The 24351-nt window shown below is 69.5% G+C and carries 23 protein-coding genes and 1 tRNA gene; 16 read left to right on the forward strand and 8 right to left on the reverse strand.

Translation table 11 applies throughout. From position 1 onward, the window contains the following. The first annotated feature begins 57 nt into the window (after nt 1–57). Nucleotides 58–849, forward strand: a complete 792-nt coding sequence (locus tag QF027_RS25885) for a GntR family transcriptional regulator (protein WP_062244632.1) — start codon at nt 58–60, stop codon at nt 847–849. Here QF027_RS25885 and QF027_RS25890 read toward each other — a convergent pair. Continuing rightward, complete coding sequence (locus tag QF027_RS25890; RefSeq protein WP_307077373.1) at nt 800–1234, reverse strand: hypothetical protein; 435 nt, start codon at nt 1232–1234, stop codon at nt 800–802. The genes QF027_RS25885 and QF027_RS25890 overlap by 50 nt on opposite strands. A 184-nt stretch (nt 1235–1418) precedes the next feature. Between QF027_RS25890 and QF027_RS25895 the strand changes: the two genes are divergently transcribed. The 9 genes from QF027_RS25895 to QF027_RS25935 all read left to right on the forward strand — a co-directional run bounded on the left by QF027_RS25895 (nt 1419) and on the right by QF027_RS25935 (nt 7625). After that, complete coding sequence (locus QF027_RS25895) at nt 1419–1775, forward strand: SCO3933 family regulatory protein (RefSeq protein WP_307077376.1); 357 nt, start codon at nt 1419–1421, stop codon at nt 1773–1775. Further along, the gene (locus QF027_RS25900; RefSeq protein ID WP_307077378.1) at nt 1775–3151 is read left to right on the forward strand and encodes an FtsK/SpoIIIE domain-containing protein; all 1377 of its coding nucleotides are present in this window, start codon (nt 1775–1777) and stop codon (nt 3149–3151) included. The genes QF027_RS25895 and QF027_RS25900 overlap by 1 nt, the downstream gene beginning before the upstream one ends. 82 nt (nt 3152–3233) lie before the next feature. Continuing rightward, on the forward strand, nt 3234–3863 hold the full coding sequence (locus tag QF027_RS25905; protein ID WP_307077379.1) for a DUF2637 domain-containing protein: 630 nt from the start codon (nt 3234–3236) through the stop codon (nt 3861–3863). A gap of 266 nt (nt 3864–4129) precedes the next feature. Then, nucleotides 4130–4321 carry a mobile element transfer protein gene (locus tag QF027_RS25910; protein WP_307077380.1) on the forward strand — a complete coding sequence of 64 codons (192 nt, stop codon included), beginning with the start codon at nt 4130–4132 and terminating at the stop codon, nt 4319–4321. Nucleotides 4322–4337: 16 nt separating this feature from the next. Continuing rightward, nucleotides 4338–4532, forward strand: a complete 195-nt coding sequence (locus QF027_RS25915; protein ID WP_307077382.1) for a hypothetical protein — start codon at nt 4338–4340, stop codon at nt 4530–4532. A 25-nt stretch (nt 4533–4557) separates the two neighbouring features. Then, nucleotides 4558–4806 (forward strand): SpdD protein, encoded by a 249-nt coding sequence (locus QF027_RS25920; protein ID WP_307077384.1) that lies wholly within the window; start codon nt 4558–4560, stop codon nt 4804–4806. A gap of 118 nt (nt 4807–4924) precedes the next feature. After that, on the forward strand, nt 4925–6241 hold the full coding sequence (locus QF027_RS25925) for a replication initiator (RefSeq protein WP_307077386.1): 1317 nt from the start codon (nt 4925–4927) through the stop codon (nt 6239–6241). Further along, entirely contained in the window at nt 6238–6450 is a 213-nt protein-coding gene (locus QF027_RS25930; protein WP_307077388.1) for an excisionase family DNA-binding protein, read from the forward strand. Before QF027_RS25925 ends, QF027_RS25930 begins: the two co-directional genes overlap by 4 nt. Beyond that, entirely contained in the window at nt 6450–7625 is a 1176-nt protein-coding gene (locus QF027_RS25935) for a tyrosine-type recombinase/integrase (RefSeq protein ID WP_307077390.1), read from the forward strand. Before QF027_RS25930 ends, QF027_RS25935 begins: the two co-directional genes overlap by 1 nt. Nucleotides 7626–7715: 90 nt before the next feature. On the opposite strand, the gene QF027_RS25940 is transcribed toward QF027_RS25935, so the two are convergent. Then, nucleotides 7716–7789 (reverse strand) — tRNA-Gly (locus QF027_RS25940). 498 nt (nt 7790–8287) lie between these two features. Between QF027_RS25940 and dcd the strand changes: the two genes are divergently transcribed. Together dcd and QF027_RS25950 are read left to right on the forward strand one after the other, a co-directional pair. Further along, nucleotides 8288–8863, forward strand: coding sequence for a dCTP deaminase (gene dcd / locus QF027_RS25945; RefSeq protein WP_037735257.1), 576 nt, complete (start codon nt 8288–8290; stop codon nt 8861–8863). Then, the gene (locus QF027_RS25950; RefSeq protein ID WP_306978607.1) at nt 8860–9369 is read left to right on the forward strand and encodes a phosphoribosyltransferase; all 510 of its coding nucleotides are present in this window, start codon (nt 8860–8862) and stop codon (nt 9367–9369) included. Before dcd ends, QF027_RS25950 begins: the two co-directional genes overlap by 4 nt. A 490-nt stretch (nt 9370–9859) precedes the next feature. Here QF027_RS25950 and QF027_RS25955 read toward each other — a convergent pair whose 3' ends face one another. Continuing rightward, entirely contained in the window at nt 9860–10330 is a 471-nt protein-coding gene (locus QF027_RS25955) for a hypothetical protein (protein ID WP_307077392.1), read from the reverse strand. Nucleotides 10331–10788: 458 nt separating this feature from the next. On the opposite strand from QF027_RS25955, the gene QF027_RS25960 reads away from it, so the two are divergent. Beyond that, nucleotides 10789–14694 (forward strand): polymorphic toxin-type HINT domain-containing protein, encoded by a 3906-nt coding sequence (locus QF027_RS25960; protein ID WP_307077395.1) that lies wholly within the window; start codon nt 10789–10791, stop codon nt 14692–14694. After that, a complete protein-coding gene (locus tag QF027_RS25965) occupies nt 14691–15167 on the forward strand; it encodes a hypothetical protein (protein WP_307077397.1) in 477 nt (158 codons plus the stop codon). The genes QF027_RS25960 and QF027_RS25965 overlap by 4 nt, the downstream gene beginning before the upstream one ends. Nucleotides 15168–15244: 77 nt before the next feature. Here the strand turns inward: QF027_RS25965 and QF027_RS25970 are convergent, their stop codons facing one another. Both QF027_RS25970 and QF027_RS25975 read right to left on the reverse strand, forming a co-directional pair. Then, entirely contained in the window at nt 15245–16210 is a 966-nt protein-coding gene (locus QF027_RS25970) for a Yip1 family protein (protein WP_307077399.1), read from the reverse strand. A gap of 70 nt (nt 16211–16280) precedes the next feature. Then, a complete protein-coding gene (locus tag QF027_RS25975) occupies nt 16281–17579 on the reverse strand; it encodes an FG-GAP repeat domain-containing protein (protein ID WP_307077401.1) in 1299 nt (432 codons plus the stop codon). Nucleotides 17580–17915: 336 nt separating this feature from the next. Here QF027_RS25975 and QF027_RS25980 point away from each other — a divergent pair, with 336 nt between their 5' ends. Further along, on the forward strand, nt 17916–18365 hold the full coding sequence (locus tag QF027_RS25980; protein WP_307077403.1) for a nucleotidyltransferase domain-containing protein: 450 nt from the start codon (nt 17916–17918) through the stop codon (nt 18363–18365). Between the two features lie 97 nt (nt 18366–18462). Here the strand turns inward: QF027_RS25980 and QF027_RS25985 are convergent, their stop codons facing one another. Beyond that, nucleotides 18463–20745: a (Fe-S)-binding protein gene (locus QF027_RS25985; RefSeq protein ID WP_307077405.1), complete on the reverse strand. Its 2283-nt coding sequence runs from the start codon at nt 20743–20745 to the stop codon at nt 18463–18465. A gap of 242 nt (nt 20746–20987) precedes the next feature. Here QF027_RS25985 and QF027_RS25990 point away from each other — a divergent pair, with 242 nt between their 5' ends. Further along, nucleotides 20988–22202: an MraY family glycosyltransferase gene (locus QF027_RS25990; RefSeq protein ID WP_307077407.1), complete on the forward strand. Its 1215-nt coding sequence runs from the start codon at nt 20988–20990 to the stop codon at nt 22200–22202. Nucleotides 22203–22394: 192 nt separating this feature from the next. On the opposite strand, the gene QF027_RS25995 is transcribed toward QF027_RS25990, so the two are convergent. Both QF027_RS25995 and QF027_RS26000 read right to left on the reverse strand, forming a co-directional pair. Continuing rightward, a complete protein-coding gene (locus tag QF027_RS25995; protein ID WP_307077409.1) occupies nt 22395–23186 on the reverse strand; it encodes a WecB/TagA/CpsF family glycosyltransferase in 792 nt (263 codons plus the stop codon). Nucleotides 23187–23262: 76 nt separating this feature from the next. Further along, nucleotides 23263–24111 (reverse strand): glycosyltransferase family 4 protein, encoded by an 849-nt coding sequence (locus QF027_RS26000; protein ID WP_307077411.1) that lies wholly within the window; start codon nt 24109–24111, stop codon nt 23263–23265. Nucleotides 24112–24351: the final 240 nt, after the last annotated feature.

Consider the following 24351-nt stretch of genomic DNA (forward strand, 5'->3'; position numbering starts at 1 on the left):
TCTCCACCGTAGCAACAACACTCGCCCACACGTCTAGATACCTAAAGGAGTGCACTCGTGACCCCTGCCCTTCCCTCCGGCCAGCTCGGTGATCTCGACCCCACGAGCGATCGTGCGGTCTTCCGGCAGATCGCCGACCAGTTGCGCGAGGCCATCGACCGTGGGCGGTTCAGAGAGGGCGAGAAGCTGCCCTCCGAGGCTGAGCTTGTGGACCACTACGGGGTATCCCGGATGACCGTCCGCAACTCCTTCTCCATCCTGCAGGGGGAAGGACTCGTCCATGCCGAGCATGGCAAGGGTGTGTTCGTCCGGCCCCGCCCGCCCGTACGGCGACTCGCCTCCGACCGGTTCGCCCGCCGGCATCGGGAGCAGGGCAAGTCTGCCTTCATCGTCGAGGCGGACACGGTCGGCAGCCATCCCCAGGTCGACAGCCTTGAGGTCAAGGAAGAGAAGGCCAGTCAGGACATCTCCACGCGGCTCGGCTCGGTACGGCGTGTACTCGCCCGGCGCCGGCGGTACCTCCTCGACGGTCGGCCGGTCGAGTTCGCGACCTCCTATCTCCCCCTCGACATCGCCCGCGGTACGCAGATCGCCGAGCCGAACCCCGGGCCGGGCGGTATCTACGCCCGTCTCGAAGAACTCGGCCACCGCTTGGACCACTTCGAGGAGGAGATCCGGGCCCGGATGCCCTCGCCGGACGAGGTCAAGACGCTCCGGCTGGCCTCCGGCGTGCCCGTCATCCACCTGGTCCGCACCGCCTTCGACACCGAGGGTCGAGCCGTTGAAGTCTGTGACACGGTCATGGCGGCAGACGCATACGTCCTGTCGTACCAGCTCCCCGCGACCTGATCGCATGGGCGGCGGCGCAGTTCTGGACGGTCGGATGGTCCTCATTCTCATGGGCTGGAGTGAACCAGTGGCCAATGTTGGTCCACATGAAGCCCTCCCGCCACGCGGGCTTGTCGGCCACCCAGTCGAGGAGTGCTTGCAGGGCCTTCTCCTGCGACACCGTCTGCGTCTGGTAGTGCTCTGCGGGAACGCCGTCTCGGCACTCCAGCTGGTAGGTGTTGTTCTCGCGGACCAGCACCTGGACGTACCAGTTGCCTTCCCGGCTCTCGTCTTGCCGCTCAAGAATCAAGTGATCGCCCTGATCCAGGTCAGCGAGCATCGTGCCTATCTTCGGCTTCGAAGGGCGCTTCACCACATGGCCCTGACTGTTGGTCGCAATCAGCATGGGCAGAGCATGTCGGAGGGGTCTGACAATGGCCTGGTCCGTGAGGCTTCCCGAACTCGTACACCTCAGCATGCATACTCGTATAGACGAGTGGGCAAGTTGTGTGGCAGGGTGATCGTCGTGAGCCCGGGAGATCGGGTTCGCAGATCGCTACATGTATAGACGAGTAGATAGGGAAACTGCCTTGCGCACCATCCGTGTTGAGACCTCCGCCGCCACGATCCTCCTCACCGAGGCTCCTGAGCCCAAGGTCCGCGACCGTCAGACCGGCGAGATCGCCAAGGACGCCGTCAGTGGTGAGGCGCTGATGACGCTCGGCGTCGTCTACATCGAGGACGGCGAGTCCTCGCTGATCAAGGTCACCGTGCCGGAGGGCGGTGTCTCTGAGGGATTGAACCTCGGCGCTCCGGTCTCGCTGCCGGGGCTTTTCGCCCGGCCGTGGGAGTCCGTGTTCAACGGGCAGCAGCGTCACGGCATCGCCTACCGCGCCGCCGCCGTCACCCCGGCCGCCTTCCCGGCCGCCATGGGAGCCACCGCCTGATGGCCGACCTGACGACGCTCCTGGAGGTGGGTGGTCCTGTCGCCGCGCTCGGCGGCGGGGCTGCCTACACCCGGGCCAAGTACCCGGCGGTCTACTGGTCCGCCGTCGGCGGCCCGATATCCACCGTCCGCCTGCTCAACTCGTACAGCTCCGTCATGGAGGCCTGCGGCCTGACCGTCGCACCCTCCCGGCTGCGGGTTCTCGCCGTGAAAGCCACCACCCGGCGAGAAGTCCGGCCGGTCCCGCCCCGCCGGGGACTCATCCGACCCACCTCGACCGGGCTGCGCATCCGGCTGCGGCTCGCACCCGGGCAGGAACCCGCCGACGTCGCCGCCTCGGCCGAACGGCTGCGGCACGCCTGGGGCGTTCACGCCGTCTACGTCACCACGATCAAGCCGGGTGTGGTCGAACTGCGGCTCGTCGGCTACGACGTCCTGCGGCGGGTGCGCATGCCCCGTAAGGCAGACTCCGGGTTTCTCAAGGTGCCGGTAGCGCTGCGGGAGAACGCCACGCCCTTCGTACGCGACTACCAGACCGTTCCCCACCAACTCACCCTCGGCGCAACCCTGTCCGGCAAGTCCATGTATCTGCGCCATCTCATCGCGGGACTGGCTCGACAGGCGGTCGCTCTCGTTGGCATCGACTGCAAGCGGGGCGTCGAACTGGCGCCCTTCGCCGCTCGCCTGTCCGCCCTCGCCACCGACCCGGACGAAGCCGCAGAGCTGCTGCCCGTGCTGGTCAAGGAAATGGAGGACCGATACGACCTGATCAAGGCCAGGCAGGGCATCGCGCCCGGCACCCCGGACGAGGAGATCACCTCCGACATCTGGGGCCTGCCCGATAGCGAACGCCCCGTGCCCATCGTCCTGTTCGTCGACGAGGTGGCCGAGCTCTTCCTCACCGCCACCCGCAAGGACGAGGAACGCCGGGACGAGATGGTCACCCAGCTCATCCGCCTCGCCCAGCTCGGCCGAGCGGCCGGCATCTACCTGGAGGTGTGCGGGCAGCGCTTCGGTGCCGAACTCGGCAAGGGCGCCACCATGCTCCGGGCCCAGCTCACCGGCCGGGTCTGCCACCGTGTCAACGACGAGGCCTCCGCCAAGATGGCGCTCGGCGACATCGCCCCGGAAGCGGTCTCCGCTGCCTGCGCCATCGCCCCAGAACTGCCCGGCCTGGCCGTCGCGGGCGACAACTCCGGCGGCTGGTCCCGCATCCGCACGCCATATCTCTCCCTCGGCGATGCCGCCGAGATCTGCCGGGAGTCGGCGCACCTCGTGCCCGACCTGCCCGCGCTCAAGCCCTTCCGGCCCGACGTCCCCGTACGCCTCGTAGAGACCTCGGGCCCGGTAATCCTGCCGCACCCGGTGACCGACTGACGCTCCCCTCAACCCGGTCGGCGTGACCGCATCGTGCCACGTCCCTACCCCTGCCATGCCCGAAACCGAAAGGAGCCGGACCGTGCGCGCCCATCTGGCCCGTGTCGACGCGGTGTTGGTCCAGGCGCTCATCGCCGCCGCGCTGTCCTTCGCCCACATCCACGACATCGCCATGGCGGCCGGACAGGACGGCTGGAAGGCGTGGGCCTACTCGATCAGCGTTGACCTGTTGCTCGTCGCCGCATGGCGTCGACTGCGCTCCGGTACGGCCAAAGCGGCGGCCTGGTGCTGGTTCGTCATCGCACTCACCGCCTCCCTCGGCGCCAACGTCGCCACCGCCGGACTGCTCGACATGACCGACGTGCCGGCCTGGCTGCGCATCCTCGTCGCGGGCTGGCCCGCGGTCGCCTTCCTCGGCGGGACCCTCCTCGCCCACTCGGCGCCCAAGGCGGCCAACGACGAGCTCGGCACAGAGGTCATGGAGGACCAGGAGGACGAGCCCGAAGCCACACCCGACCCGGCTGACCAACCCACCACCGAATCGACCCCGCCAAACCCGCCCGTCCCGGTCCCGGTCGCCCTGGTCGACCACGCCCGCAAGGTCGCCGCCGAACACCACACCCGCACCGGAACCCGGATCGACACCCCAACCCTCCGCGCCCGCCTCGGCGTTCCCGCACCCCTGGCCGAAGCCATCGCCGCCCAACTCTGAAGGCGGGCCCTGTCGGGAGGCTTTACCGCTTCCGCCACACTCGCCGCGTTCCGACAACGGCCGAAATGATCAGTACCTCAAGGCAGCACGTGGTGATCACGGTGGCCCAGGACTCGCCCAACCACCACCTTGCCCCGACCCAAGCGAGCCCGAGTACCAACGCGGCCGAACCGAAGGCGGCCAGCTGCCGCGCCCCTTGTGACATGCCGCTCATCTACGCACGTCCGCGCGCCCCAGACAAGCGAACAAAGGAAAGGAAACCGGCTGTGCCAGCCAACCGCCGCTTCCGCAACGCCACCCGCATCGGCCCCGTCCAGGTCGCCACCTCCTACGACGGCCGGGGACGCGAGAAGCACACCGCCGCCTGCACGGCCCCGCGCTGCGGCTTCTCCGCCGACTACGACAGCCGCGCCGCCGCCGAACTGGCCGCCCGCACCCACCGCTGCCCCGCCCGCTGAAAGGACCCGTCGCCCTGTGACCGTCAGCCTTCCGCTCGTCGTCGTCCTCGGCTTCTTCGCCTGGGGAGCGGTCAAGTTCCTCGGCGTCCGCACCTGGATCGTCGTCCTGATCGCCCTCTTCGGCTTCTGGCTCTCGCACACCTTCCTCGCCCCCGCCATCGAGTCCGGCACGCGCTCCGGCGTGACCGTCATAAACGGCTCACACGCCTAGACGAGTAGATAAGAAAGGCTCTGCCGTGTTCCTGCCCAAGTACCCCGACAACCCGACCCCGCCGCCCGCACACACCCACACCGCAACGACCGACCCGGCACCCGCCCGCCGCGCACTGCCCTCGGTGTCCATCGATCAGAAGACGGTCGTCGCCCTGGTCGTCGGTGGCGTTGTCCTCACCGCGCTCCTGGCCGCCGTCGCCGTCACGGCCATCTCCGTAGCCGTGGCCGCCGTGGTCCTGCGCTCCCTGCTCCGCGACCACAACCGCCGCTGAACCTGGCCTCCGGGGCGGCGGCACACGACCAAGCATTTCGCCGCCCCGGGGCCTGTTCCTCCCGACCGAGCCAGTCAGAAGGAGAAGCGTCATCTTCACCCGCACCACCCCAGCCCCCGTGCCGGAACTCGCGAACCTGGCCGCCCAGGGCACCCTCCCCGGTATCCTCCGCCAGCTCTCCAGCCTCGGCGGCTGCACTCACCCCATCCGCCTCGACGGCCACCGCACCGAATACGACCTCGACACCACCACCGGCGAGATCGGCCGCATCCTCCACCACCTCGACTCGACCAGCCTCCCCGCCGGCCAACTCCTCGTCCGCTGCAATAACCGCCGCACAACCCGCTGCCCGGCCTGCGCAGAGGTCTACCGCCGCGACACCTTCCACCTGATCACCGCCGGACTGCGCGGCGGCAAGGGCACCCCGGAACAGGTCGGCGCCCACCCCCGCGTGTTCGCCACCTTCACCGCCCCCGGCTTCGGCCCGGTCCACAACCGCCGCACCGACGGCCGCCCCTGCCGCTGCGGCCTCCACCACGACCAGGACGACGACACCCTCGGCACCCCGCTCAACCCCGACACCTACGACTACGAAGCCGCCGTCCTCTGGAACGCCCACGCGGGAGCTCTCTGGCGCCGCTTCTCGATCTACCTCCGCCGGGAAGTCGCCAAGCGCGCAGGCCTCTCACAACGCCGACTCCGCGACCACGCCCGCGTGTCCTTCGCCAAGGTCGCCGAGTACCAGAAGCGCGGAGCCGTCCACTTCCATGCAGTCATCCGCCTCGACGGCCCCGGCGGTGGAGACACCTCACCGCCTGCTTGGGCCACCGCCGAGCTGCTCACCGACGCAATCCAAGCCGCGACCACGAAGGTCCGCGTGGACGGCCCGGTCATCAGCGGCCGCACCCACACCTTCACCTTCGGCGACCAACTCGACGTCCGCACCATCCGATCCGCCGACTTCAACGACGGCCAGGAGCTCACCGAACGAGCCGTCGCCGCCTACATCGCCAAGTACGCAACCAAGGGCGCCGAAACAGCGACCGGCGCCCTCGACCGCCCGCTTAAGTTCGTCGCCGAGCTTGCCCAACTCGACATCAACGACCACGCCCGCCAACTCATCCGCACCGCCTGGACCCTCGGCGCCCGCAAAGACCTCGAACACCTCCGCCTGCGCGACTGGGCCCACATGCTCGGCTTCCGAGGCCACTTCTCCACCAAATCCCGCGGCTACTCCACCACCCTCGGCGCTCTTCGCAACGCCCGCGCCGAATGGCGCCGCGCCCAAGCCGCAGAAGCCACCAACCCTCAGCCGGAGACGACGTACGTCCTCGCCCACTGGGTCTTCGCCGGAACCGGCCTCTCCGACACCGAAGCCTGGCTGTCCGCATCCCTCGAACCCGCCCCCGGAACGGAAGGGGAACCCACCGCATGACCGATCGCTACCTGTCCGTCGACCAGGTCGCCGAGCTGCTCGGCACGACCGCCCGCTTTCCCCGGCGGCTGATCGAGGAACGGCGCATCCGGTACGTGAAGCTCGGCCGGCATGTGCGCATCCCGGAGAGCGCGGTCGAGGAGTTCGTCCAGTCCCGCACAGTCGAGCCGATCAGACTCCGCCGCACCGGACTTCGGAGGGTCGCCTGATGGCCAACAAGAAGGGGAGACGTCGCCGCTTCGGGGCAGTGCGGCAGTACCGGTCCGGCCGCTGGACCGCCTCGTACCTCGGTCCCGACGGTGAACGCATCCGCGCGGAGGAGACCTTCGAGACCAAGAAGGACGCGGAAGTCTGGCTGTCCCAGGTAGAGGCAGACCTCACCCGAGGAGACTGGCGCGCTCCCGACGCCGGAGAGGTCAACTTCCGCGTCTACGCCGAAAAGTGGGTGGAGGAACGAGAGCTGGCCGTTCGCACCGACGACCTGTACAAGCACCTGCTCCGCCTGTACATCCTCCCCACCTTCGGTGCCCTCGACCTGGACGAGATCACCGCTCCCCGCGTCCGTGAATGGAGGGCCGAGCGACTCCGTACGACCAAAGCCAAGACAACCGTCGCCAAGGCGTACCGCCTCCTCAAGGCCATTCTTGAGACAGCCGTCGACGACGATCTGATCACTCGCAACCCGTGCCGTATCAAGGGCGCAGGCAAGGAGTCAGCCACCGAACGTCGTATCGCCACTGTCGCCCAGGTCGACGCCCTCGCCAACGCCATCGGCATCCGCTGGCGCCTGATGGTCTACCTGGGCGCGTACGGCCCCATGCGGCCCGAGGAACTGGCCGGCCTCCGCCGCCGAGACGTAGACCCGGACAACCTCGTGATCCACGTCCGCGTCGCCGAACCCGAGCGCACGAACGGCAAGCGGGCTCCCGGTGAGACCAAGTCCGACGCGGGTGTCCGTGCCGTCGTCCTCCCGGCCTTTCTTCACAAGGAGGTGAAGCAGCACCTCGCCTGGTTCGCGGAGAAGGGGGATGACGGGCTGGTGTTCGTCGGCGAGAAGGGAGCTCCGTTCCGGCGCACTTCCTTCGGCCGGAAGTGGCGTCGGGCCCGCGCCGCTGCCGGTCTCCCAGACGGTTTCCGCTTCTACGACCTTCGCCACACCGGACACACGCTCTCGACCCGCTCCGGTGCCACCCTCAAGGACACGATGGTCCGCGCGGGCCAGTCCTCCGAGAAGGCGGCGCTTATCTATCAGCACTCCGACGAGGAGCGGCAGCGAGACATCGCCTCCGGCCTCGACGACATGGTCCGTGCCGAGCGTGCGAAGCACCACAAGCAGGGGAGCGACCGCCCCGCGCACCACAAGGAGAAGTCCACCGGAAGCTAGCCGAGTCCTTATGGTGCAGTTGTGGTGCGCGACCTGCCCATCGGTCTAGACAACAAAGAACCCCCGGGCCTCTGGCCTGGGGGTTTCGCATGGAGCGGGTGACGAGAATCGAACTCGCGCTCTCAGCTTGGGAAGCTGATGTTCTACCATTAAACTACACCCGCGTAACACACCGGACGGACCGGTGCCGAACGCAACGTTACCTTACCTCATCCCAGGCCCCCGGCGCTGAAGCCGTGGGGCCTGAGTGCGTCTCAGGGGCGGGACGGGGCTGCGGGCGGCGGGAGTTGGGGCGTACGGTGGAGAGGTGGAAGAGGGTCCGGGCGGGACCGGAGTGCCGCCTGGAGGGCCGTCCCGTTCATCCCGTAATGTGGCATTTGTCGTCAGGTGAGCAGTAGCCCGACGCGGCTCTTGGGGAAGGGACTCTTGGACTTGATGGAGCGCACCGTCGTCCGTTGTGCCGATGGGCACGTGTTCAGCACCGCTTCGTTCCCGATGCAGCAGGCCGAGCGACTCGGTCCCGGACGGCTCGTCCGCTGTCCTCGCTGTGCGCGGCTTCGGAGTGTCGTTCCGGTGACCTTGGAGAAGCACTGAAAGATCGGTACCAGGCGCGCGGTCCGTCCGATGGTGGTCGGTCCGCGCGCCTTGCGTATCCTCGGGGCGTGCTTCTCTCAGACAAGGACATCCGGGCCGAGATCGACGCCGGGCGGGTACGGATCGATCCCTACGACGAATCCATGGTGCAGCCGTCCAGCGTCGACGTGCGCCTCGACCGCTTCTTCCGGGTGTTCGAGAACCACCGCTACCCCCACATCGACCCCTCCGTCGAGCAGGCCGACCTCACACGACTCGTGGAGCCGGAGGGCGACGAGCCGTTCATCCTGCACCCCGGGGAGTTCGTCCTCGCCTCCACGTACGAGGTCATCACGCTTCCCGACGATCTCGCCTCCCGCCTCGAGGGCAAGTCCTCCCTCGGCCGGCTCGGACTCGTCACCCACTCCACGGCCGGTTTCATCGACCCCGGCTTCAGCGGACACGTGACCCTCGAACTCTCCAACCTGGCCACGCTCCCCATCAAGCTCTGGCCGGGCATGAAGATCGGCCAGCTGTGCATGTTCCGGCTCTCCTCGCCGGCCGAGTTCCCCTACGGCAGTGAGCGCTACGGCTCCCGCTACCAGGGCCAGCGCGGCCCGACCGCCTCCCGCTCCTTCCTCAACTTCCACCGGACCCAGGTATGAGCGCGGTACGCGAGAACCTGACGTACGAGGACTTCGGCACGGCCGTCCGTGAGCTCGCGCAGACCATCGCCGACGACGGCTACGAGCCCGACATCGTGCTCTCGATCGCCCGCGGCGGAGTCTTCGTCGCCGGCGGCCTCGCGTACGCCCTCGACTGCAAGAACCTCCACCTGGTGAACGTCGCGTTCTACACCGGCGTGGGGACCACTCTGGAAATGCCGGTCATGCTGGCCCCCGTTCCCAACACCATCGACTTCTCCGAGAAGAAGGTCCTCATCACCGACGACGTCGCCGACACCGGCAAGACACTCAAACTGGTGCGCGACTTCTGCCTCGACGCCGTCGCCGAGGTCCGCTCGGCGGTCATCTACGAGAAGTCCCAGTCCCTGGTGAAGTGCGAGTACGTCTGGAAGCGCACGGACGACTGGATCAACTTTCCGTGGAGTGTTTTGCCTGTAGTTCGTAAGTCGGGCGAGCCGATCACTCCGTCGAAGGAAGCGCTCTGACCTGCTGCTCTGCAAGATCCCCGGCCTTGGTAGACCAGGGATCTTCGTTTTGGACACAGGATTGGAACCTGGCCTCATCCTTATCAGGTCGATCATGAGGTCTCGGCGAGGTCGGTCGACCGCCTGACTCCGTGACTGTTGGTGTCAGCCGCTGGTGTCAGGCACCGGGTGCCCTCTTGACAGGTCCGGCAGTCGCTGCTGCACCGCTGACTGTGAGAGCGAGCGTAAGGAGCGCTGCTGCATCCGCGTACGCACCCACGATCTCGGCCCAAGTCGGTGAAGCGAGCACGACCACGACGATGATCGTGATCACTGCGAGTTGCTGGCGCGGGTTTGACACACAGCCCTCAGCAAGGGGCAAACTCATGTCTGAGCCTCCGGGTTCAATGGCCCACCTGCCGCTCGGCCTGTCAGCATGCGCGGTCAGGTGGGCTCCGTCGTGACGATGAGGACTCTAGCCAGCCACAAGCGGACTCCCTGGGCGGTGCGATCACTCTCGGATCATTCGTCCACCACCACGGATACCGGGCGTCATGGGAAATGCAAGAAGAGCTTGCATTACGGAGAGTTGTATGACCTCCAGGTCATATACCGGTGAGTAATATGACGCAGAGTGTTGGCTGGTTTTCGCCTCAGCCTGCTCTAGGGCGCGACACGGCGCTACTTGGAGGTGCGCAGCTCCAGCAAGCGTCCACTCACGGGCCTGTTCGTCCGCGCTCTCACCGACCGGGGTCCAGGCGTTCTTGGTGATGTCGTACGACTGCTCCTCGGTGCCGACCGTCATGCCCGCCTCGGTCGTGTAGTCGTTGCCGCGGATGAGGTAGACCGACGGCAGTCCAGGGTCAGCCGGCCCGGGGGCCTCGCCGGCCACTGCCGCCGTGCCGGCGGGCGCACCGTCGCCCGTGCCCATGAGTTTCTTGCGATACGACCTCGACGGCATGGGAAAAAGTCCCTTCGTCACATTCCTGGCTCATTGTTCCGGACGAGGAACAACAGCAGGGAACGCATTTCGCGCACTGGCGTGAAGGAACACGGAATACATACGCAGCCTCCCACTCCCGGCAATGCAACCGCGCACCCGTGAGCCTGTCCGCTTCGTGAACTCTCCTAGATCGGGCGGGAGTCGACGGGGTGACGTGAGGCCGGTCACGCTCGCAAATGGTTGTACTGAAGAGGATTGAGAAAAGGTAACGAAAATGTCAGGACGAGGCATAATAAATTGGTCAAACGGGGCTCCTCGGATGGAAGCAGGCCGTGAATTGGGTGTGAAAAATGTAAGGTGCCGTTAAAGATTGACGGTCTGTACGGGGGGCATGTGATGGCGTACGCAAATCTGTCACCGGATTCGCTCCCCGTGCTCGGCGAGGGAGAAACACGTTGAGTGTCAGATTGCGGACCGCGCCGGTATGGCGCGGCTCCGTGGCAGCGCTGATAGCCCTGGTCATGGTCCTGGGCATCGATCCGCGCCCCGCCGCGGCGGTGGACGAGGAGCCTGAGTACGACCGGGCCGCCGTCCTCATGGAGTGGGAGTACGGCGGTCAGGGCGTCCGGCGCGAGGCCGAGGCGGCCCTGCTGGGTTCGATGGACGACATCCAGACGTTCATGGACGTGGACCTGCCGACCGCCCAGCTGGAGGACCTGCGGGTCGAGGTCGCGCAGATCATGGCCATCGGCGGTCCGGCCGTGCGGGCCGGGGCCGACGCCGCGATGGGCGGCGGTGAGGCGGAGCTGCAGGCCTTCCTGGACGACGGCTACATCGCGGCGTACGAGGAGGACCAGCGCGTCCAGGCGGCGCAGATCATGGCCTTCGGCGGTCCGGGCGTGAAGAAGGCCGCCAACACGGCGCTCAGCGGCACGGCCGACGACGTGAACGCGTTCCTCAAGACCGGGCAGTACAAGGCGCGGGCCGACGACAACCGGGTCAAGGTCGCCAAGCTGCTGTACACCGGCGGCACGAACGTGAGGCTGCTCGCGGGCCAGGCACTGGACGGCACGGACGAGGACGTACAGGAGTTCCTGGACGACGGGTGGGCGGTCGCGGCCGCGCGGGACCAGGAGACGATCACCGTCGCGCAGCTCGCCGAACTCGCCGACACGGCGCAGAAGCGGGCCAAGGAGCTGACCGAGACCGCCAAGGAAGAGGCGGCCAAGGCGGCGAAAGCCACCCAGGCGGCGAAGGCGGCGGCGCTGGAAGCGGCGGCGGAGGCGCAGGAGTCCAAGGAGTCGGCGGGCCGGGCGGCCGCGGCCGCGTCGCGGGCTGCCGCTGCCGCCGATCGGGCGGCACAGGCGGCGCGTACAGCGGTCTCGGCGGCCGCCGCGGCGAACGCGACGGCACGGATGGCTGCCTCGGCGGCGGCGCAGGCGGCCTTCGCTGCCGGACAGGCCGGCAACGCGGCGGCCGTGGCCAGGTCCGCGGCCGGTGCGGCGGCCAGTGACGCGGGGCGGGCCGAGGCGGCGAGGAAGGCGGCGGACAAGGCGAACGCGGCCGCCGCCGGGGCGCGCAAGGCGGCGGACGCCGCCGACCAGGCAGGTATCGCCGCCGAGCAGGCGGCGACCGCCGCCGGTGCCGCGGCCAGCGCGGGGGCGAACGCGGCGGCTGCCGCAGCCGCAGCCGCGGACGCGGGCCGGTGGGCCGGCGAGGCGGGTGCCAAGGGCGAGGAGGCCGCCGCGGCGGCCGCCAAGGCCAAGCGGCTCGCCGACCAGGCGACGCGCGCGGCCAACTCGGCGCAGTCCAACGCCCGGCAGGCCGCCACGGCCGCCCGGCAGTCGCGCGACGCGGCCAACGAGACCGCCGCGCACGCCGAGGCCGCGGCGATCGCGGCGAACAAGGCCGCCGACGAGGCGGGCAAGGCGGTGGACGCGGCCAAGGCGTCCACCGAGGCGGCGAATGCGGCCACCGAGGCCGCGAACAGGGCGATGACGGCGGCCGAACAGGCCTCGACCGTGGTGGAGCTGGCTCGCAAGGCGGACACCGAGCGGCTGGCCCAGCAGCAGGACGAGGCGGTCCTGGCGGCCGAGGAGGCCGCCGAGGCCTACGACGAGAAGGTCGCCGCCTCCCAGTGGGAGATCGGCCGCATCCAGGAGCTCGGTGCTCAGACGCAGCGACTGCTGACGGAGGCCGCGGCGGCGACCGACCTGTCGGTCACGGCAGCCAAGGGCCGCCAGGCCGCGGTCAACCTGCTGAGCAGCGGCGGGACCTGGGTGAAGGACGCCGCCGGGGACGCGCTCGCGGGCAGCGACGACGACGTGGCCGAGTTCGTGCGCGTCAGGCTGGCTCTCGCGATGGAACAGGACGACCGCGCCGGCGTCGGCCACATTGCCACGACGAGCGAGGTCCCCGCGCAGCGGCAGGCCGCGCTGGACGTGCTGGACAAGCCGATCGACGAGGTGCGTGCCTGGCTGCGGACCCGTGACTATCCGGGCAAGGCGGACGACGACCGGGTGGCCGTCGGCAAGATCGCCGCCGGGGGCGGTCCGGGCGTGAAGGCCGCGGCGAGCAGGGCGCTGGACGGAACCGCGGCCGATCTGGCGGCGTTCCTGGAGACGGGGCAGTACAAGGCACAGGAGGACGACGACCGCGTCGCGGTCAGCGAGGCCCTCGCCACCGGAGGCCCCGAGGTGCGGGCCGCGGCGCAGGCCGTGCTGTCGGGTCCGGCGTCCGGGCTGCGGCCCTTCCTGGAGATCGGTCTGTACAAGGCGCGGCAGCGGGACGCCAACACCGCCGCCCACATCGCCGAGGTCAACGTCTTGCTGCAGGCCGCCTACAAGTCGGCGGCGCTCGCGCAGAAGGACGCCTCCGAGGCGCAGAAGGTCGCCGCGGAGGCCCGTAAGGACGCCGTCAAGGCCACCGAGTGGGCCAACAAGGCCAACGATTCCTCCGAGCAGGCGAACGCGTACGCCGAGCAGGCCGACAAGTCCGCCGACCAGGCCGAGGACTCCGCCGCCGAGGCGGCCGAGTCCGCGCGGACGGCCCGTAACGCGGCCGCCTCGGCCCGGGCTGACGCCCAGTCGGCGGCCCGTTCGGCCGAACGTGCCCAGCACTCCGCCGCCATCGCCTACGGCTACTCCGTGGAGGCCAACAACTCCGCCTACCAGGCCGGTCTTTCCAAGCTGGCCGCGGAAGCGGACTCCGCCGCTGCCGCCAAGGCGGCCACCGAGGCGATGAAGACCGCGGCCGACCTGCTGGTGGCGGAGCTGAAGGAGCAGATCAAGGAGGAGGCCGCGCTGGAGACCAGCAAGCCGCTCTCCGACAACGAGCTGCGCGCGGCACTGGAGAGGCGGTTGGTCGACTACCGCTCCATCCTCTGGGAGAACGGGGAACTGAGGCCGGGCGAGACGATGCTCGTCTGCGGCGGTGACGGCGCCGGCGGAATGGGCTGCATCACCAGCACCACCCTCGACCGCCTGATCGCCTGGTACGTCGGTGCCGAGGAGATCGAGGAGTGCCTGCAGACCAAGAAGCCCTCGTGCCTCACGGGCCTCGCTCTCAGCGCCCTCAAGCTCAAGTTCCTCAAGAAGATCCACTGCGGGAAGAGCAGCTTCGTGCCGGGCACCCGGGTGCTGATGGCCGACGGCCGGACCGCGGAGATCGAGGACATCCGGATCGGCGACCAGGTCGTCGCCACCGACCCGGAGACGGGCCGTACCGAGGCGAAGCGGGTCCGGGCGACCATCGGCAGCGGCGGTCCGAAGAATCTGGTGGACGTCACTGTCACCGGTCCCGACGGGCGGTCCACGGGCTCGGTGGTCGCCACCGAGAACCACGCGTTCCGGGTGGACGGTGACCAGGGCACCTGGGTCGACGCCGGGGACCTGGAGCGCGGTGCCGCGCTGCGCACCGACGCCGGTGCCGCCGCGAAGGTCGACACGACCCGGGCGTGGGCGGTGCCCGAGCAGCGGGTCCACAACCTGACCGTCGCCGACTTCCATACGTACTATGTGCTGGCGGGCGCGACCCCTGTTCTGGTGCACAACGCGAGCTGCCCCATCGGTTTCACCGAGGACACCGTCGCGGATGCCTTCACCGGGATGAACAAGGGCGGTGGCCACGCCATCCGGCACCTGATCACGGACGGTCTGATTCCCAACAAGGGAAGCGTCGCCTCGCAGGTCAAGTACTTCCAGGACAATTTCGGGCACGTTCTGACGTCACCGGAGAAGACGTTCGACTGGAAGATCGGCGGCACCCAGGCCAAGGGCTTCGCCAAGAAGGTCAACGGCAAGGTGGTGGTGATTTTCGTGGCGAAGGAAGGGCCCTATCAGGGCAAGATCCTGAGCTCGATGGTGCCGGGTGCCAAGAACATGACGAAGTGGGGACTGTGGTGACTTCCCTCAAGGAGGCCCTCACGTGGAGCGGCCCGGCGGTCGTCGTGCTCTTCACCCTCGGACGGGCCGAATCCGCCATGGCGGAGGGCGCGTTCGACCTCGTCGGCACGCGTCCGGACGACGTCGGCCGCTTTCAGGTCTCCACCGAGTCCTGGGATCGACAGGCGGTCGTCCAGGCCTACGACCTCACCTTCGAGGAAGAACGGCTGGACGACCCGGAGCTTCCCGGCTACCTCCGGGAGTGCCTGCGCGAGGCGTCCGCGCACGCGCAGGGCATCGCGTGGCTGACGTTCGAGGGAGCCTTCCATTTCGACCACCTCTTCACGGACGACATCGCGGACCAGGTCTACGGCTACTGCGTGACGGGCGATGAGCCCGTGGTCGTCTGGGATCGCGAGCTCATGAAGAGCGACCGATGGAAGCGTGAGATCGGGGACGTGCGGTCGGTTCTGGACCGGGATTTCCCGGCGTAGCGGACGGCGCGAAAGAGAAGGGCTCCCGGTCGGTACCGGGAGCCCTTTCTCGTCTACGCCTGAAGAAGCCCGGAACGCTAGAACGTGCCCAGCTTCACGATCGACAGCAGCGCGATCAGCTGGATCGCGGAGGCGCCGAGCGCCTTCGGCCACGGCAGGTCGTGGGACCTGGACACCATCAGGGTGAGCAGGGCGCCGGCCGCGACCCAGGTCGCCCAGCCCAGGAGCTGGACGAAGGACGCGTCGCCGCCGAAGAACATGGCCACGATCAGACGGGGGGCGTCGGTCAGGGACATGATCAGCATGGAGAGGCCGACGGTGGGCTGCCACGCGCCGTCGCCGCCCAGCTGCCGGGCCAGGGCGTGGGTGACGACGCCCAGGACGAAGGCCGACAGGACCATGGCGACGGCTGTGGTCAGGACGATCGGGATCGCGTTCGACAGGGTGGCATTGATCGCGTCCTCTCGGGCGCCCTCGAAGCCGAACACCGCGAGCAGGCCGTAGAGGAAGGTCACGACGAGGGCCGGGCCCCACATCGTGTAGTCCCGCATCTGGAGGAAGGTCTGCCTGGGGGAGAGCAGGATCCCCTTCAGGAGTTCCTTCCAGTGCAGGCGGGGGCCCGCCGGGCCCGCCGGGGCCGAGCCCGCGCGGTAGGTGCCGCCCTGGTTGTAGGGGTCCTCGCCGACCGAGAAGGCCTGGGTGTGGCCCGGGTTGTTGGCCGCGTACGGGTCATGGCCGCCCTGCGGGTGCGGGGCACCACCGGCGTCGGCGCCGTCGCCGAAGTACTCCGGCTCGTCGTAACCCCCGCCGCCGCCCTGGGTCCACTGGCCCGGGTGGGGCTGCGGCGCGGGGGGATAGCCGTACGGCTGTCCCTGGGGCGCCTGCTGCCCGTACGGAGGTTGTTGCGGTCGCGCGTGAGGAGCGCCGTTGTCCCGGCCGCGTCCGATCCTGAATCCAGCCACGTCTTCGAACGTACCTGGTCCCGGGGAGCGGTGTGCGCGGCCCGGCGTTTCGGGGACGGCTTTGCTGCCGAGCTGTGACATCCCTTAAGGGGGTTCTCATCCGTCCCCTACGGGGCTCCCGCACCCCGGCGCCGTGTCGCCCCCGGTGAGGTCAGGGGCTGAGGAACGCGGACGTGGAGAAGGTGACGGCCGGCTCGGCGCTCACGAGCCCCTTCTTCGCGCCGGGGAAGACGGCGACGGTGTCCTTCGTCTCGCTCCGGTACGTCCGTACCGCCAGGTCCGCCCGGCCGTCGCCGTCGAAGTCGGCGACGGCGACGACGCGGCTGGTGCCGGTGGCGGGGGGTTCGACGGTGGCCGTCGTCCGGGCGGACAGCCCTGTCGTACGGCCTTGGAAGATGCGCAGGCGCGAGCCGCTGGAGACCAGGTCGCTCAGGCCGTCGCCGTCGAAGTCGGCGGCGTCCAGGACCGAGCCCGGGGTGGCCAGGGAACCCTTCGCCGCGGTGGGAAGGTCGTAGCGCAGTGACGTTCCGCCCATGGCGCCGACCGCCGCGTCGAGGGCCATGCCGCGTCCGAAGGAGCCGAGGGCCACGTCGATGCCGGACGGCAGGACGGCTCCGGTGCGGGTCGGGCCCGCCGGACCGCCGAGGACCACGGCCGAGGGGCCGGTGCCCTGTGTCGTACGGACGATCAGGTCGTCGTAGCCGTCGCGGTCGACGTCGGCGGCCGGGCCCGTGGGGACCTCGCCGGGAGACGGGATCGGGGCGCCGGCCTTGCTCGGCTCGCCCTGGCGGGTGAACGGGCCGCGCAGGTAGGTGAGGTGACCGCCGGTGGCGTGCAGGGCCAGGTCCTTCGTGCCGTCGCCGTCGAAGTCGCCGCAGACCGGCTGGTCGGGCCAGTCGTTGCCGACGCGGGCGGCGGACGGGACGGTGAGGTGAACGGCCTTGCCCGCCAGGCCGGTCGGGGAGCCGAAGAGGATCTGGAGCGGGACCGGGGGCCGGCCCTGGCCGTCGTAGGGCGGGTCGGTGGAGACGACGAGGTCCGTGAAGCCGTCCTTGTCCAGATCGCAGGTGGCCTCCGCGTCGAACACGGCGGGGAGTTGGCCGTCGGTGGCCGCTCCCTGCCCGCTCGGGGTGATCAACTGCCGTGCGCCCGGGACCAGTCCGCGCTCGCTGCCGTAGACGATGCCGATGCCGGGGTCGTCGGCGTGGGCCTGCGCCTTGACCAGATCGCCCAGGACGAGGTCGCGGTGGCCGTCGCCGTTGAAGTCGTCCGGGGCCCTGCTGCCCTTGCCCTTCGGCACCGGGAGCCGGGCCGGGGCGTCGGCGATCCGTACGGGGGTGCGGTCCGCCGAGCCGGTGTGGTGGGTGGGTCCGCAGGCGGCGAGGAGGAGGGTGGCGGCGAGTGCGGCGAGTGCGGTGACCAGGGTGCCGCCGGGGGGCGTCGTACACATCACGTCTCTCCGCACGCGCACCGTTCACCTCGTCAGCATCATTGGCAACGACCCCAGCAATGATGCACTTGTTCGACATACGGCGACAGCCCTGGGTGCGCCGTCGACGGGGAAGAGGCGGAAAGCGTGCGGTCCGCCCCGGTCCGGACGGTGTGCGCCGTCCTGATCACCGCGGTCTTCGTCGGCCGGCCACCCCTTGCTGCTGGGCGACGATGCGAGTGTGGCGGAGGGGCTCCTCGGGGTGGGGGCTTCGGGCTCCTGGTGATGGCGTACATGCTTGTAGCGGGGCCGGAGTATCGGAGAGAGCTGAAGGCGAGAGCTGAAGGCGGGGCAGCGGTGGACGCTGACGATGTGTTGCATGTCCTCAACCTGTTGCGGCGGGCCGGCACGGAGGTCTGGATCGGCGGCGGCTGGGGGATCGACGCGCTGGTCGGCAGGCAGACCAAGGACCACCGTGACCTGGATCTGATGCACCGGCAGGAGCAGGAGCCGGCCGTCGTGGCGGCGCTGGCCGCCGCGGGGTTCGTGGAGAGCCTGGACGGGCGGCATCTGCATCCGCTGGTCTTCGCCCGGGACGGCTCCGCCGTGCAGGCGTCCGGGGAGCCGGAGCGGCCCTTCGGCTATCCGGCCTCCTGCTTCGTGACCGGGACCGTCGGCGGGACGGCCGTTCCGTGTCTGTCCGCCGAGCAGCAGGTCTACTTCCACCAGGGTTACGAGCCCGCGGAGCGTGATCGGCACGACATGGTTCAGCTCCGGCGGGTCTTCGGGATCGCCACCCACTTCTGACCCGCGGCTTTCTGATCCCCGACGCGACGGCGCCCCCGGGTCCGATGGGACCTGGGGGCGCCGAACGGCACAGCTGTGACCGCTACTTCACCGACTCCTACTTCACCGGTTCCGGCTCCGGCTCGTTCACCGTCTCCGCCTCGTCCTCCGGGTCGAGCGGGGTCCGCACGGACTCCAGCAGCAGCTGGGCCACGTCGACGACCTTGATGGACTCCTTGGCCTTGCCGTCGTTCTTCTTGCCGTTGACCGAGTCGGTCAGCATGACCAGGCAGAACGGGCAGGCCGTCGAGACGATGTCCGGGTTGAGGGAGAGGGCCTCGTCGACGCGCTCGTTGTTGATGCGCTTGCCGATCCGCTCCTCCATCCACATCCGCGCGCCACCGGCGCCGCAGCAGAAGCCGCGCTCCTTGTGGCGGTGCATCTCCTCGTTCCGCAGGCCCGGGACGTTCGCGATGATCTCGCGCGGCGGTGTGTAGATCTTGTTGTGGCGGCCCAGGTAGCAGGGGTCGTGGTAGGTGATGATGCCCTCGACCGGCGTGACCGGGACCAGCTTGCCCTCGTCCACCAGGTGCTGGAGCAGCTGGGTGTGGTGGATGACCTCGTAGTCGCCGCCGAGCTGCGGGTACTCGTTGCCGATCGTGTTGAGGCAGTGCGGGCAGGTCGCGACGATCTTCTTGGCCGACTTGGGCTTGGCGGACTCCGGGACCACCTTGCCGTCGTCGTCGAGCTCCTCGCCGAACGCCATGTTCAGTGCCATGACGTTCTCCATGCCGAGCTCCTGGAACAGGGGCTCGTTGCCGAGGCGGCGGGCGGAGTCACCGGTGCACTTCTCGTCGCCGCCCATGATCGCGAACTTGACGCCCGCGATGTGGAGGAGCTCGGCGAAGGCCTTCGTGGTCTTCTTGGCCCTGTCCTCCAGGGCGCCGGCGCAGCCGACCCAGTACAGGTACTCGACCTCGGTGAGGTCCTCGATGTCCTGGCCGACGACCGGGACCTCGAACTCGACCTCCTTGAGCCACTCCAGGCGCTGCTTCTTCGCCAGGCCCCAGGGGTTGCCCTTCTTCTCCAGGTTCTTGAGCATGGTGCCCGCCTCGGACGGGAACGCGCTCTCGATCATCACCTGGTAGCGGCGCATGTCGACGATGTGGTCGACGTGCTCGATGTCGACGGGGCACTGCTCGACACAGGCGCCGCAGGTCGTGCAGGACCACAGGACGTCCGGGTCGATGACGCCGTTCTCCTCGGCCGTGCCGATCAGCGGGCGCTCGGCCTCGGCGAGAGCGGACGCGGGCACACCCGCCAGCTGCTCCTCGGACGCCTTCTCCTCGCCCTCCATCGTCTTGCCGCCGCCGGCCAGCAGGTACGGGGCCTTGGCGTGCGCGTGGTCGCGCAGGGACATGATCAGGAGCTTGGGGGAGAGCGGCTTGCCGGTGTTCCAGGCGGGGCACTGCGACTGGCAGCGGCCGCACTCGGTGCAGGTGGAGAAGTCCAGCAGGCCCTTCCAGGAGAACTGCTCGACCTGGGAGACGCCGAAGACGTCGTCGTCGCCGGGGTCGGTGAAGTCGATCGGCTTGCCGCCGGAGGTCATCGGGAGCAGGGCGCCCAGGGAGGTCTCGCCCGTCGCGTTCCGCTTGAACCAGATGTTCGGGAACGCGAGGAAGCGGTGCCAGGCCACACCCATGTCGGTCTTCAGGGCGACCACGATCATCCAGATGAAGGAGGTCGCGATCTTCAGGCCGGCGAAGAAGTACGTGAGGTTCTGGAGCGTGGAGAGGTCCATGCCCGCGAGCCAGTGGACCACCGGGTACGAGATGAAGAACGAGGCCTCGTAGCCGTCCACGTGGTGCTGGGCGCCCTCAAGGGCGTGCAGCATGAAGATGCAGACGCCGACGACGAGGATGACGGTCTCGACGAAGTAGGCCTGGCCGACGTTGGAGCCGGCGAAGCGGGACTTGCGGCCCGGCTTGCCCGGCCTGCTCAGCTGGCGGATCACGATCAGCGTCAGGATGCCGAGCACCGTCATCGTCCCGATGAACTCGACGAAGACGTTGTACGGCGCCCAGTCGCCGAGGACCGGCAGGATCCAGTCGGCCTGGAACAGCTGGCCGATGGCGTTGACGATCGTCAGCAGCAGGGTGAAGAAGCCCACCGCCACGAACCAGTGCGCGACACCGACGATGCCCCAGCGGTTCATCCGGGTGTGGCCGAGGAACTCCTTGGCCACGGTGACGGTGCGCCGGCCGGGCTCGTCGGTTCGGGTGCCCGCGGGCACGTCCTGACCGAGCCGCATGAAGGCGTAGATCTGAAGGAGGGCGCGGGCGAACAGGGCCACGCCGACCACGATCAGAACCAGCGACACGATGATCGCGGCGAGTTGCATTTCGGGGCTCCTCGGGCCTGCGAGGGGTGTTGTCGGGGGTCTCTCCCTGAAGGGGGTTCCCCGGAATTACTAAGCGGTAACTTATGTGGTCCTCTGAGAGTACCCGCATCCTGCGCCGCACTGTAGCCAGAGGTGCGGTGATCTGTGCTACTGAGGCAGACCTCAGTGGCCCTGCGGCGGCGGCGCGCCGAATCGCTCGTGTTATTCACGGCAAATCATTACATCCGGCTTAATTTGGACCTGTGCTCTACGAGATTCTCGCCGCCGTCGCCGCCCTGCTCCTCGCCGCCGCGCTCGCCGCCCTGCTCCGGGTTCCGGCCCGGCGCCTCGGGGTGATCGACCGACGGCGGCAGCGGGCCGTGCCGCTGTGCGGCGGCGTGGCGGTCGTGCTCACCACCTGTCTGGTCGTGGCGGCCTGGGAGTGGACCGGGGCCCCGCCGCTCGGGGACGGGATCCGGGAACTGCTCGTGGCCGGGTCCGCCGTCGCCGCGCTCGGGCTGGTCGCCGACGTGCGGCGGGTCAAGGCACGGTTCCTCGTCTGCGGTACGGCCGTGGCGGCGGCCTGCGTGGTGCCGTACGGCGAACTCGGTCTGGGCGGCGGGGTGCTGGCCGTGGGGTGGATCGTCTTCGTGGCCCTGGGGTTCCGCGCGCTCGACCACGCGGACGCGCTGGCCGGGACCGTGGGTGTGGTGACCGCCTTCGGGGTGGGCGTGGTGGCGGCGGCCGAGGTGATGGACGGGCCGGCCGTGCTGCTGAGCGTGCTGGCCGCCGCGCTGACCGGGTTCCTGATGCACAACTGGCCTCCCGCCCGCGTCGGGCTGGGTTCCTGCGGCTCCTTGTTCACCGGGTTCCTGCTCGCCTCGGTGGCCGCGCTCGCCCGCACCGGGTACGCACTGGCCTCCAGCGCGGAGGTGCTGTTCGCGCTGACGGCGGTCGCCACGGCGGACGTACTCCTGGTGCTGCTGTCGCGGCGGCTGGCGGGGCGGCCCCTGCTGCGAGGGGGCCCGGACCATCTCGCCCACCGGCTGCGGCGGCTCGGGCTCACTCCATCGGGCGCGACCGTGCTGGTCGCTGCCGCCGCCTTCTCCGCGGTGGTCGTCGGCGTGCTCGTGCACATCGGCTGGGGCACACGGACGGCCACGCTGTGGGTGGCCGGCGTGACCCTGGCGGTCGTCCTGGGACTGCTCAGGGTTCCGGTGTACGGGCTGCGGCGCCCGACGGGCGTGCACAGGGTGGGGCGGCAGGCCGTGGTGCGCGGCACGGGAGCGCCCGGCACCGGGGTGCGCACCGGGGTGCACGGCACCCGCCGCACCGCCGCGGGGCTCGCGACCCGGCCTGCGGGCGAGTCCTACGGTTCAGCGCGGCCGCCCCGGCAGTCCGCACCGGGGTGGGTGCCGGGCGGTACGGCGACGAGGAGCTCCGCGGGATCGGCGAGGCCGGGAGGCGGCGGGCAGTGAGGCGAGGGATGCGCGAGCGGTGAGGTACTTGCCTCCGCTCTTCGGGGTCGGTGGCGGGATGCTTGTGCCGCTCCCTCGTGTCCGGCAGTGAGGGAGTCGCGCCGCTCTTTCATGTCCGGCGGCGAGGTTCTCGTGCCGCTCCTTCATGTCCGGTAGTGAGGTGCTCGTGCCGCCCCTTCGTCTCCCGGCCCCTCACCGACCGGCCCGACGTGCCCAGTGGGAGGCGGTGAGCGCGACGAACCGGGCGTTGCCCACGGCGTAGCGCAGGAACATCCGGCGTGGCTCCTGGACCATCCGGTGGAACCACTCCAGGCCGGCCTTTCGCATCCATCGCGGTGCCCTGCTGCGCAGCCCCGCCACCACGTCGAACGAGCCGCCGACACCGACCACCAGCGCGCAAGCCAGGTCGTTCTGCCGGCGTGCGAGGAAGTACTCCTTGCGCGGACTCGGCACCGCGAGGAACAGGATGTCCGGGCGGGTCTCGCGGACGGCCGCCACCACTGCCTCCTCCGCCGCCTCGTCCCAGTAACCGTCCCGGTGTCCGACGACCTCGATCCCCCGCGAGGCGGCGACGCGCGCGGTCTGCGCGACCACCTCCGGCTCGGCTCCCAGCAGGTAGACGCGGTACCCGTTGCGCGCGGCGCTGCGCCACAGGGCCAGCATGAAGTCGATGCCGGCCACCCGCTCCGGCAGCGGACTTCCGAGAAGGCGTCCGGCCCACACGATCGACTGCCCGTCCGCGTTGACGAGTGAGCACGACCGGATGATCCGTGCCAGCTCCGGGTCGTCGTGCGCCTTGACGACCTTGGCCGCGTTCAGCACGACGTGCTGGTGGGGGCCGCCGGTCGCGATCAGCGCCTCGGCGGCCCCCACCGACGCCTCCAGGGTGAGCGGGTGGACGGGCAGCCCGCACACCGTCACAGGCCGACCCGGGCCGGCCTGCCCGGGCCATGGGTCCTCGTCCAGCAGTCCGGTCGTACGCACGCTGTGCCTCCGTTCCGTCGTGGTCCTGTCCCAAAGCCGCGTCACCCCTCCGCCCCGTCAGGCCGCGTCACTCATGTCACCGGAGCCGCACCGCCGCGTTCCGCCAGAACCGCACGAACGCCTCCTCGACGCGCCCGGGTTCGTAGCGCGGCCGCAGTTCCTCCCAGGCCTTCTGTTGGCGGCCGCGGATCTCCGCCAGATCGTCACCGCACGCCTTGAGGAATCCGGCCACCGAGTCCACGGTGGCCTCGACCGGCTCGACGCATCCCTGGCCGAAGAGCTCGGCACAGCCGGGGGACGGGGTCGCCGCCACGGCACAGCCCGCCTGGAGCCCTTCGAGCAGGACGAAGGGCAGCCCTTCGGCCCAACGGGCCGGAAGGACGAACACATCGACCTCGGCCCAGAACGCGGGGACGTCCGCCGGGTCGAGGACACCGAAGTCCTCGTCCACGCATGCCATGGCGGAAGCCGGAACGTCGAGGCGCATCCCGGCGACGCGGAACTCCACGTCGGCGCCCTGGCTCTTCAGCCGCTCGACCGCTCCGCACAGCACGTCGAACCCCTTGGCCCGGCACACCGTGCCGAGCCAGCCGACGCGCAGGGCCAGAGACGGGCCGGTCGGCCGCGTCTGCGGGAACGTCGATGCCGGAGGGGCCGGATTCCGGATCACCGTGACCGATCTTGTCCGGCAGCCGCTGGCTCGCAACTGCTCCGCGACGGCCTCGCTCAGCACGATCCAGTGGGCGTCGGCGAGCACTGCGCGAAGTCCCCGGCTTGCGGACAGCCGGGACGGGAGTTGCGCACCGTGAAGGTGCAGCACGGGGGTGCAGCCGGCGACTCTGCCCAGTGTGACGACAAGACAGTCCCGAAGCAGTGCCAGGCCCCACTGAGCGATCGGCAGGTAGAAAGCCTCCGGTGTTCTCACCGCCAGCAGGGTGGCACACTGCCCGAGGACCGCCGCCGCAGCTCTTACCTTCGCATCCCAGGACGCCTTGAACCGGTCCGAACCGGCGCGGTCCGCCGAGAGGGAAACGACAGCCGTGACATGGCAGTTGTTCTCAAGAACAGGTGTGAAGAACTCGGCTGCCCTTCCCATTCCACCGAGTTCCGGACTGTGCCTGAGGACGAGGACGGTGGGTGGCGAGCCTTGCTGTGGATTCATTCG

Origin of the sequence: Streptomyces canus (genome assembly GCF_030816965.1) — a bacterium.
In the GTDB taxonomy this organism is placed as follows: Bacteria; Actinomycetota; Actinomycetes; order Streptomycetales; family Streptomycetaceae; genus Streptomyces; species Streptomyces canus_E.